The organism is Vibrio cincinnatiensis DSM 19608 (assembly GCF_900167345.1).
Taxonomy (GTDB): domain Bacteria; phylum Pseudomonadota; class Gammaproteobacteria; order Enterobacterales; family Vibrionaceae; genus Vibrio; species Vibrio cincinnatiensis.
In genome coordinates this window covers 1-11,135 of sequence record NZ_FUXB01000002.1, presented here as the reverse complement: position 1 = coordinate 11,135, position 11,135 = coordinate 1, and the positions used below count along the sequence as shown (strand labels likewise).

Genomic DNA, 11,135 nt, shown 5'->3' with positions numbered 1-11,135 from the left:
TTATAGCTCAACGGCAACAGTCATTCCCATTCTCAGCCCTTCTACTGGTTGTGTTGGGCGAGCCTCGACTTCAAAGGTTCTCAAGTCAAACCCTTGTGATGCATCGGTTGAGCGCCAAGTTGCAAAATCTCCCATTGCAGCAATGTGGGTGACTGTGAACTCAATAGACTGATTTAATGCCGGAAGAAAAGCGTTAAATGTCCGTCCTTTTTCAAAATGTTGTAATAGATCTTCTCGAACATTGAAGACCGCCCAAGAGTCGTTGCGATCAATTACGGTGACAACGGGGAAACCTTGTGGTGCTAATTCCCCTCCATGCATGAGCACTTGTGAAACTTCGCCATTAAACCAGCTTTCGATACGCGTATCAGCGGCATAAGCTTCCACTTCCGCAACTGCCCCAGCCGCCATTCTTTCTTTTTCTAAAGCCGCCAGAATGGTTTCTTCTCGAGCGCCTTCTTTCGCCATCTCATACATTTGAAAAGCCGCACTCTCACTATGTTTTGCGGCTTGCCATTGGGTGCTTGCTTCATCACGTTTTTGCTCAGAAACCACCCCTTCTTTATATAAGTTATTCACCCGTAAGTAGGTTTTTTGTGCAAGGTCGGCAGCCGCTTTCGCCGTCAGCCATTGATCTCGGGCGGCATGAATTTGTTGATTACGAGACCCCTTTTCTGCTTCTTGCGCTAAAGCGCCAGCCGCTTTTTGGCTTGCTAAAGCTTGATCAAGTTTAGCTTCAATTTCTGGGCTATGTAGAGTAAAGATAAGTTGTCCTTTTGCTATCTCGTCACCTTTACGTACAAATACCTGATCAATACGTCCCGGTACTTTTGATGAAATACTGTATTGCTGAGACTCTATTTGCCCTTGAAGACGAACAGGTTTTGGTTGATAAGCCTGATAAAAGCTGTAGCCGACCCAAGTGACGGCCGCAATGGCAGTGACAGTAAGAAGAGACGATTTTACCGCTTTCATGATGGTTCCTTTTGTGAAGTAAGGTCTTGAGTAAAGTGCATAGTCAGAGGGATAGCCATCTGTTTATATTGGGAGAATGTGTTCATCTCGCTAGAGAGCGCTAAAAGTTTACTCAGAGAAATAAGGTAGTTAAACCCAGCGACCGCTTGTTGAGTGCGAATACTGGCTAAATAGAGTTCCGCGTCAACCACATCTAAAGAGGTGGCTAGGCCCTGGTTAAACGCTTTTTGGCGCAGAAGAAGGTTTTCTTGTGCCAGTGTTAAGCTGGAATCTAAGCCTTGAACTTCTTCGAGAGCTTGTTCAGCTTCTTTATAGGTTTTTTCAACTAAAACGGTGAGATCTTGCTTTGCTTGAGCGCGTAAAAAACGCACTTGTGAAACCGTACTGTTTGCCGCTTTTACTTGATGACTTCGCCCTGTATTTTCGATTAGGGGAATGCTGACGCCAACACCGACCATCCAATCTGGTTTCATTTGACTAACCAGAGAATCATCATCGTATAGGCTGTAGTTACCAAATGCATAGACTTCTGGGTAATATTTCCCTTTTTCTGCTTTGATTAAACTATTGGCTTGCTTCTCTTTAGCCGAGAGTAAATCTAAGCCTGGATAGGTGGATAATGTCTGTTCAACAAAGGCAGACAGTGGCGGTAAGCTTTGGTTGATAAAAAGCTGACCACTGGGTTCAACGGATTGATCTTGGCTGAGTATCTGAGTTAATGCACTTTGGGCAATATCGAGATCTTTTTCTGCTTTTTTGCGCTCTATCGTGGCTTTGTCTAGTGATGCTTCGGCCTGTAAGCGCTCGACGAGAGCAATTTGACCTTGCTGCTCAAGTTTTAGCGCATTATTTCGGTGCTGGGTTAGGCCTTGTTCAACCGCAATTCGGGTATTAAGAACCTCTTTCGCTAATACCACACTGTAGTAATACTTAGCCAAATCTTCATACCGAGCTTGAGTTACCATTGCAAGTTGGCTCTGTGCTTCTTCTTTTTTTCCTTCAGCAGCGGTTTGCGCAGCGGTAATACGGCCACCCGTAAAAATGGGCCAGACGGCTCGAATGGAAGAACTAAAGATATCGCGCTCGGTCATGGTGGACGTTAGAGAACCGAGTGGTGTTTGTGTCAGAGCGGCTAGATTGGTACCACTACTCTCAGCAATTTGTTTTAAGGACAGTGTGACATCTTGATCTAAGCGCATGTAGTTTGCACTGATCGTAACGGAAGGTAAATTCAAGTTAAAGGTTGAATCTTGCATGTATTGATAGTGTTCAACATTAGCGCGTTCAGCCGCTAATGAATGGTTACTGTGCTGCAAAATATCCCAAGCTTGCTGGAACGAAATGGGCGCAGCGGATACCGATGAAGTACCCAGCAATGAGCACATCAAAAGAGTCAGTGATTTTGGCTTCATGTTTCCGTTCAGAATCTGGTTTAGAGTTAATGCTCTATATTATAGAGTTTTGATTGAACTGAGTAGTTTTTTGTTGTAACAAAAGCACAATTGCTGATTCGACAATACGAATCAGCAATTGTTTATATATGGATATTATGAGAATAGTGGGGGCATAAAAAATCTGCACGCCATATGAGTTTTTTTGTTCCTTGCATCGTAGTTAATACATCTTTACCTGACATTTGTGGGAATGCCAGTAAGACCCGCAAGTGTTCGTCATCTTCAGTTTCTATTTCATAGGCCCGGACATGAGTAAACGTTGAAAGGAGATGCTCGTTTAGCATGTCTCGTGAAAGGCATATACCTAAAGCATCTTTTTCCATTGCTACTTTCCTCCTGACGATGTAGAGAGTGGATGCCCTACCAAGTTAGTTATTGTAGTCGATGGTAGAATGGCAATAACGGTTTACTCCTCACTGCTCCATACAGTATATAGGCAACTGCATGATTGAGCAAAAAATAAGCGGATCTTAATGTGATCAAGTTCAAGGTTTTAAGTGTAAGAATGTGAGAGTCTTAGTTGATAAATTTATCATTATATTTTTCTTGTTTTTATCCATTTTATCTTTTTAAATCATTGCGTTAAAAATGATGATTTATAATGGTTTTTCACTTTTTCACCCGTGAAAAGTTAGGAGGAGTTGAGTGTTGATGCGAATGTTAACCTTGCTTTTTTCTTTTTTGTATGAATAAGCCTGCTTGGTCATTTGAATGCTGAAATATCAGTGATGCCTAACAAAATCGAGAGTATGTCTTGCTGAGTTGATTATCTTTACCGGAACTTAGGTGTATACTAGGAAAATTGAACAATATCGTCGACTTGCCTTAAAGATGTGAGCATTATGAGTAACCCAAGCAGTACTATTTTATTAGAAAGCGGCACTAACGAACTCGAAATTATTGAGTTTCATTTGGAGAAATTATTGCCAAATGGTGAGACTAAAACTTGCTACTACGGTATTAATGTGGCCAAAGTTCGAGAAGTGATCCGGGTTCCAGATACTACCGATTACCCCAATGCGCAGCCTCATATGATCGGTGTTTTCTCTTCACGCGACATTTTGACTCCTTTGGTGGATCTTGCCGGATGGCTAGGTGTGCCGACTCGTAACGGTGTTGATAATAAATATGTGATTGTGACGGACTTTAACCGTATGACGAATGGTTTCTTGATTGATAGCATCAGTCGTATTCACCGTATTTCATGGAATGATGTTGAGTCACCGAGTCAGTTTCTTGAGTCTGGGGAGCAGGACTGCGTTGTTGCTGTGGTGAGAAAAGAAAAAAAATTGATCATGATTTTGGATTTTGAAAAGATCATTGCAGACATTAATCCTGAATTAAGTATGGAAAAGTATGATGTTAAAGTCGATCGCTCGATTGACTTGAATCAGAAAATGCTTGCCAAGCGGAACGCGAAAACGGTGATGGTTGTGGATGACTCCGCTTTTATACGAAGCCTTATTCAAGATACCTTGAGTTCTGCTGGGTATAATGTCATTGCTTGTAAAGACGGTGGTGAAGCCTATGAAAAATTAATGGACATTCAACGTATAGCCAATGAAGAGAAGTTGCCTGTCAGTGAGTTAGTCAATGCTCTCGTTACGGATGTTGAAATGCCTCGAATGGATGGGATGCATTTGGTTAAACGTCTTCGTGAAAACGAAGCATACAATGAAACGCCTATTGTAATGTTTTCTTCTTTGATGAGTGATGACAACCGTGCTAAAGCATTATCACTCGGTGCTAATGATACGATTACAAAACCTGAAATTGGCAAGTTAGTCAGTATGATGGATAGCTATATTTTTTAATCAAATTTAGCCTCAAGCCTCAAATAGGTACTATGACAAACATATTTATTATTGTTGCACTATTGGTTATTTTCTTTGTTGTTATTCAGAAATACGTTATCCGTCAAGAGAGTAGCAAAGAGTATTCTTATAAAAAAAAAGGGGCATTATTGAGTGCCTCTGAAAGCACATTTTATCATGCGTTAAAATCGGCAGTGGGTGAGCATGGTGTCGTGTTAGCCAAGGTCAATATGTCGAATGTTATTGCTCCAGGAAGGCTAAAAAAGAAAAACCAGTTTGCCGCTTATCAGCGAATTGCCAAAAATTATTTTAACTTTATCGTTTGTGATGCTCGAACTTTGGAGCCTAGAGTCATTATCGAACTTGATGATGGGAAGCCACTAGCAAAAAATAAAGTGGAGAGACAGAAGCTCTTACTGCATGTTTGCCAATCTGCCAACATCCCCTTAATTGGGGCAAATATGAAATACAGCTATCAAGTTGGGAAATTGCGTCGGCTACTTGCTGCCCATATTGATTTGATTGAAACGGATAAGGAAATTCGTTTTTGCAAACGCTGTGGTAGCCCAATGGTGATAAAAGTAGCAAGCCAAGGTGAATTTAAAGGACGACGTTTTTTTACCTGTAGTCGCCAACCTCACTGTACTTATACTGAGAATTACAATGTCGTGTATGAGGCTGAAGAGCCACCTCAGGATATGACGAATTAAAAGGTGTCTACCTGAGAGGAGCGATATTCGGTCGTTTCTGATGTTTGGCAAATTCGAACTTGGTTTCGACCATTCTTCTTCGCTCGATAGAGTTCTAAATCGGCGAGTTTTATTAATTCATTCAGCTTATCACCATCTCGATATTCACAGATCCCAACGCTCAGGGTGAGTTGTATTCGTTTGTTATGATGTGAAAATAGGTGGTTAGCCATAATATTACGTAATCGTTCACCAATATGTTCTGCTTGACTCAATGAGTGATCGAACAAAGTGATACAGAATTCTTCTCCACCAATACGGTAGACATTGTTGTCACCTACGATATTGGCCAATAAGTGACTGGTCTCCATTAATACCTTATCACCAGCATCATGACCGAATTCATCGTTAATTTGTTTAAAATAGTCTAAATCCAAAATTAATAGGCACAGTGAAGAACTGGCATCCTTGTTATGTGTAAAGTGCTGGAAAGCCGAGTTCAGAGATAAGCGATTATGAGCACCAGTGAGTGAGTCTCTTGATGCCAAATACGTTAGGGCATTCTCAATTTTGTTGCGATTAAACTCATAGGTATGAGCAATAATCCATATCCCGCTGTAGCAGGCAATGAGATTCGTCAATGTTGTCCAAACATTATAACCTGCCTGAGGCGATGATTGATGAAAAATGCTGATAACTTGGATAATGAGTACGACCCCCGTCATTAATTGGCCTTGTTTTAAGCCCAGTAAGACATATAGCAAGATAGGGCAAAATAAACACCATAAAAAAACGCCATTACCAATAGGCTGTAGATACGTGCTCACAATGATAATACCCACTAAAAAATAGACATAACCTTGAATATGGCGAAAAGAATGCCGGTCTTTTTTGGTGAGTCGATATATATAAGCAGAGTGGAAAGCAAAGATAAGCTCTAAAGCTGCGAGTAGGTAGGCCTGATGGTAGGTGATATTGAGTGTGGCAAAAAAAAGTGCAATAGCCGTCAAAAACAGGCTTAATCCTGTTAAAACTGACGTTCTTAACGTATGCGAATTGTCAAACAACTTTGCATCCATGTTCTAACGGCTCGATTGCATATTTCCTAATCCATATGCGCTATAGTACTTATTTGATTTCAGCAATCAATATTATTTTTGAATCTAAGTCACAAAAGGAGAGGTAGTTCTAATTAGTTATGTTGCACGTAGTGTGACAAGCCTCGATACCTCTCTTTTTCTGTATGTTTTATCAATGTTTCTATTTTGTTTTTTTTATGTAGTTTAACAAAGTGGGCGGGTAAAAAAACACCAATTTGCTGATGTAAAAGCCAATCAGTTCAAAAACATAGAAAATAGACTTGCACTGGGGAAAATCAATCGCTAATATCCTCCTCGTTCTCAAGTGATGCGTCCGTAGCTCAGCTGGTTAGAGTATCGCCTTGACATGGCGGGGGTCGGTGGTTCGAGTCCACTCGGACGCACCAATGAGAATCATAAAATTTGCGTCTGTAGCTCAGCTGGTTAGAGTATCGCCTTGACATGGCGGGGGTCGGTGGTTCGAGTCCACTCAGACGCACCAAATTTGTTCAAATTGAACCAATACAAAGCCCGCACAAGTGCGGGCTTTGTGCTTTCAGCCTTTATAGAGGCATGACCGATTCTTTGAGCTTGTTATCTTCAACGCTTGTTTTCTTTGATGTTCTTTGCAAAAAAACAGATGAACAAAAGTTACAAAAGATAAAGATAGTTACATTAAACAAGCACTCAACATTCCCCTTTTTGATAATTGATAGAGTGTAGGCATAATTTTAATAACCCTACAAAAAAGGTGGAATATGTTGACCAATAACGTGACTTCAGAAAAAGATCGACGCATGATAAACATCATATTTGCGTTGTCTGCCATTGTTATCATTTTTTCGACAATTCAAAATAAAATACCGACTGGTATTATCGGAGCTATTGGTGTGATGGTGGTCATCGGCTACATCCTCAATATCATCGGTGATAAAACGCCCATCATTAATCAGTTCTTTGGTGGTGGAGCTATTGTGATCATTTTTGGTTCTTCTTATCTTTTCCACAGTAGCCTCATCCCTCATGAAACAACCGACTCTATCATTACCTTTGTTAAAGGAGGGGGGTTTCTTTCCTTCTTCATTGCGAGCTTAGTGACAGGCTCCATACTAGGGATGGATACAGAGATACTGAAACGTGCAGCATTAAAATACATTCCCGTCATTTTAGGTGGTGTACTGTGTGCCTTTTTATTCGCCGGAATTATTGGATCTTTATTAGGTAGCGGTTTTGTCGAATCGGTGATGTTGATCGCATTGCCCATTATGGGCGGTGGTATGGGGGCAGGGGCTGTTCCTCTAGTTGAAATTATGTCTGGAAACTCCGGCATGTCAGCAGAAACTTTACTCTCAAAAATGGTTCCCGCACTTGCGATTGGTAATGCGATAGCGATCGTGATGGCAGGGTTACTGAACAAACTCGGAAATCTCTATCCTTCTTTATCGGGCAATGGCCAACTGATGCGAGCGGGAAGAGCAAAAGCTAAACCAGAAGTGGCAGAGAAAGAGCAACCGATCTCAATTAATGTATTAGGTATTGGGGCTCTATTAGCGATCACCATGTATTTCGTGGGGAGTATGCTTAGCGACATTATCAACATGCATACCTACGCTCTTATGATCTTGTTTGTTGCCTTTGTCAAAGTGATGGGATTGATCCCTCGAGAGTTAGAGAAAGCGGCTCATGGCTGGTACAAATTTGTTGTCGATAATCTAACCCCTGCACTCCTTGTCGGGATCGGTGTTGCTTATACTGACCTTGATCAGATAATTGCCTCTTTAGATCTTATTTATTTCTTGATGGTTTTAGCCACGGTAGTGGGTGCGATTGTAGGGACGGCGATTGTTGGTCGATTGATGGGATTTTATCCGATTGAGGCTTCTATTACCGCTGGGTTGTGCATGGCAAATATGGGAGGAACGGGTGATGTGGCAGTATTGGCGGCCAGTAAACGTATGGAATTGATGCCTTTTGCTCAAATCTCCTCCCGTATTGGCGGTGCTTTTATGCTGATTCTTGCTACTTTCATTATTGAGTTATTGAAATAGAGGTTTGTTATGACACATGCACAGTTGCTCCAACCTCATTATGCTTCTATGGATTTACCGATGAATAAACTGGCGAATTTAACAACACAAATTCGTTTCTCCTTAGAGTTGGCGAGCAGTAATTTATCGAAGTATTTGATGTTGCGTCACGCTCAAGATCAAAATGAGAGTTTGTTCTATCATTATATTCGTCACAATATCAAAGATAGCCTACCTTATATTTACACCCCTTCGGTAGGGGACGCCTGTATGAAGTACAGCTACTTAAATTTTGCGCCGCGTGGTCTTTATTTCTCTTATCGATCTGGGGAGTCGGTCAGCGCAGTAGTGAATACCATGCCCGATGATATTGATGTCATAGTGGTGACGGATGGTTCTCGTGTGTTGGGATTGGGGGATTTGGGTATTGGCGGTATGGGGATTTCTATCGGTAAGCTTTCCCTTTATACCGCTGTTGGAGGCATTCCACCAGAACGAACTCTTCCTGTCTGCATTGACGTGGGCACGAATAACCCAGAGCTGAAACAAGATCCTCAATATTTAGGCGATAAACAAGATCGCGTTCATGATGAAGCCTTCTATGCTTATCTTGATGAGATTATGCAAGCATTATCGGCTCGTTGGCCACAAGCGATTATTCAATTTGAAGATTTCAGTAATAACCATGCATACCCATTATTGACAAAATATCGTCATACTTATCGCTGTTTTAATGATGATATTCAAGGCACTGCGACAGTGTGTGCCGCGACAATCAAACGAGCGTTATTGAAAGCGGGGAAAAATCCAGCGACTTCACGTGTTTTTATTGTCGGAGGGGGATCGGCTGGATGTGGAATCGCTAACTTGATCAATGGTTGCTTTGATTTTACGGATGGAAATGGCGTCTTTCTTGTTGATCGAGACGGTGTCATTTTTGATGATTTCCCTCATCTAAGTGACGTTCACCAAGGTTTAGCGCGTCCTGCGTCAGAGCGTCCAAATGAAGTGACATGCTTAACTCTTCAGGAGGCGATTGCTCATTATCAACCGGATGTATTGGTTGGGGTAACAGGGGTGGCTGGGTTGTTTAATGAGTTGATAATTAAGAGTATGGCCAAGTTTACGGCCACGCCTATCATTATGCCTTTATCTAACCCTGTAACTGCGTGTGAAGTAACACCACAACAGGTGGTTGATTGGATTGGTCATGACGCCATTGTTGCGACGGGTAGTCCATTTAGCCCTATTCAGACAGGAGAGCGGAGCAAGATTATTTCGCAATGCAACAATGTATACGTTTTCCCAGGTATTGGTTTAGGGGCAAAAGTGGTGAATGCTAAAGCGGTTTCTGACGCTATGCTATTAAAGGCCGTAGAGGCATTAACGAATTTTCATTGTGATCAATGTTCAGAAGATGAGGTATTACCTGCTATTGAGTCAACATTAGCGGTTTCTAAAGCGATTGCTATTGCTGTGGCAACACAGGCGATAGAAGAAGGATTGGCAGAAAGCTTTTTACCATTGAATCGTTCGGAGCTTGCGGCGGTGGTAGAACAGGCTTTTTGGAATCCGGATATTGAGTCTGTGATTGGCTTAAGTTTTCCGACCAACACTGGTGTTTCTACATTCTAAAAATAGTGTTCAATAATAAAATCTACTATTCGTGTGTGCTTCTTTTGTGGAGTACACCATTTTTATTTTTCATTACTACTGGAGGGTAATTGTGAAAGTTATTACCACAGATATCGCAGTCATCGGCGCTGGTGGCGCTGGTCTTCGTACTGCTATTGCAGCGGCTGAAGCAAACCCAAACTTGGAAGTCGCGCTTATTTCCAAAGTTTACCCAATGCGTTCTCATACGGTCGCTGCCGAAGGTGGCTCCGCAGCAGTTATCAAGGAAGAAGACAGCTTAGATAACCACTTCAACGATACCGTTGGTGGTGGTGACTGGTTGTGTGAACAGGATGTCGTAGAATATTTCGTTGCGAATTCAACACGTGAAATGATCCAAATGGAGCAATGGGGCTGCCCTTGGAGTCGTAAAGACAACGGGGAAGTCAACGTGCGCCGGTTTGGTGGCATGAAAGTCGAGCGGACTTGGTTTGCTGCCGATAAAACCGGCTTCCATATGCTGCATACTCTATTCCAAACTTCAATGAAGTACCCACAAATCAACCGTTTTGATGAGTACTTTGTGGTGGACTTATTGGTGGTAGAAGGTGAAGTTCAAGGCCTTATCGCTATTCATATGGCAGAAGGTGAACTGGTCACGATCAAAGCTAAATCAGTGGTGCTTGCAACTGGTGGTGCGGGGCGTGTTTATCACTGTAATACCAACGGTGGTATCGTAACAGGCGATGGTATGGCAATGGCTTATCGTCATGGTGTACCACTGCGTGATATGGAATTTGTCCAATATCACCCCACCGGTCTACCCGGTACTGGCATCTTGATGACTGAAGGTTGTCGGGGGGAAGGCGGCATCATCGTTAACAAAAACGGTTACCGCTACCTACAAGATTATGGCATGGGGCCAGAAACTCCGGTTGGCCAGCCCAAAAACAAATACATGGAACTTGGCCCACGAGACAAAGTGTCACAAGCTTTCTGGCATGAACAGCAAAAAGGCAACACCATCAAACACCCACTGGGTGATGTGGTACACCTTGATCTACGCCATCTCGGCGAAGAGTATCTGCAAGAGCGTCTGCCGTTCATCTGTGAACTGGCGAAAGCTTATGTCAACGTTGATCCTGCCAAAGAGCCGATCCCAATTCGCCCAACCGTGCATTACACCATGGGCGGTATTGAAACCAATGGTCAATGTGAAACTCGCATTCAGGGTCTTTTTGCTGTGGGTGAGTGTGCGTCTGTGGGCTTGCACGGAGCCAACCGTTTAGGGTCAAACTCATTGGCAGAATTTGTGGTCTTTGGCCGGGTGGCGGGTGAGCATGCCGTACAACGTGCTGAAGCGTTCAAAGGTTGGAATGACCAAGCTATCGCAGAACAAGTGAAAGCGGTAGAAGCCCGTCTTAACGCGCTGATGAACCAAGAAGGCGATGAAAACTGGGCCACCATCCGAACTGAAATGGGT

The 11,135-nt window shown here is 42.6% G+C and carries 9 protein-coding genes and 2 tRNA genes; 7 read left to right on the top strand and 4 right to left on the bottom strand.

Annotation, left to right across the window (positions count from 1 at the left end; all coding sequences use genetic code 11):
• The 3 genes from B5D54_RS01600 to B5D54_RS01590 all read right to left on the bottom strand — a co-directional run bounded on the left by B5D54_RS01600 (position 1) and on the right by B5D54_RS01590 (position 2,752).
• Positions 1-975, bottom strand: coding sequence for an HlyD family secretion protein (locus B5D54_RS01600; RefSeq protein ID WP_078924737.1), 975 nt, complete (start codon positions 973-975; stop codon positions 1-3).
• Entirely contained in the window at positions 972-2,387 is a 1,416-nt protein-coding gene (locus B5D54_RS01595; RefSeq protein WP_078924736.1) for a TolC family protein, read from the bottom strand. The genes B5D54_RS01600 and B5D54_RS01595 overlap by 4 nt, the downstream gene beginning before the upstream one ends.
• Positions 2,388-2,509: 122 nt before the next feature.
• A complete protein-coding gene (locus B5D54_RS01590) occupies positions 2,510-2,752 on the bottom strand; it encodes a hypothetical protein (RefSeq protein WP_078924735.1) in 243 nt (80 codons plus the stop codon).
• Between the two features lie 519 nt (positions 2,753-3,271).
• On the opposite strand from B5D54_RS01590, the gene B5D54_RS01585 reads away from it, so the two are divergent.
• Both B5D54_RS01585 and B5D54_RS01580 read left to right on the top strand, forming a co-directional pair.
• Positions 3,272-4,243 (top strand): chemotaxis protein CheV, encoded by a 972-nt coding sequence (locus tag B5D54_RS01585; RefSeq protein ID WP_078924734.1) that lies wholly within the window; start codon positions 3,272-3,274, stop codon positions 4,241-4,243.
• Positions 4,244-4,275: 32 nt separating this feature from the next.
• Positions 4,276-4,953, top strand: coding sequence for a DUF2726 domain-containing protein (locus B5D54_RS01580; protein ID WP_078924732.1), 678 nt, complete (start codon positions 4,276-4,278; stop codon positions 4,951-4,953).
• Here B5D54_RS01580 and B5D54_RS01575 read toward each other — a convergent pair.
• Positions 4,950-6,011 carry a GGDEF domain-containing protein gene (locus B5D54_RS01575; protein WP_078924730.1) on the bottom strand — a complete coding sequence of 354 codons (1,062 nt, stop codon included), beginning with the start codon at positions 6,009-6,011 and terminating at the stop codon, positions 4,950-4,952. The genes B5D54_RS01580 and B5D54_RS01575 overlap by 4 nt on opposite strands.
• Positions 6,012-6,341: 330 nt before the next feature.
• Here B5D54_RS01575 and B5D54_RS01570 point away from each other — a divergent pair.
• The 5 genes from B5D54_RS01570 to frdA form a co-directional block, all read left to right on the top strand.
• Positions 6,342-6,418 (top strand) — tRNA-Val (locus B5D54_RS01570).
• 18 nt (positions 6,419-6,436) lie between these two features.
• Positions 6,437-6,513, top strand: a tRNA-Val gene (locus tag B5D54_RS01565).
• Positions 6,514-6,769: 256 nt separating this feature from the next.
• On the top strand, positions 6,770-8,059 hold the full coding sequence (locus B5D54_RS01560; protein ID WP_078924728.1) for a 2-hydroxycarboxylate transporter family protein: 1,290 nt from the start codon (positions 6,770-6,772) through the stop codon (positions 8,057-8,059).
• A gap of 9 nt (positions 8,060-8,068) precedes the next feature.
• Entirely contained in the window at positions 8,069-9,673 is a 1,605-nt protein-coding gene (gene maeA / locus B5D54_RS01555; RefSeq protein ID WP_078924727.1) for an oxaloacetate-decarboxylating malate dehydrogenase, read from the top strand.
• 91 nt (positions 9,674-9,764) lie between these two features.
• A partial coding sequence (frdA, locus tag B5D54_RS01550; RefSeq protein ID WP_078924726.1) for a fumarate reductase (quinol) flavoprotein subunit occupies positions 9,765-11,135 on the top strand: 1,371 nt, incomplete at its 3' end.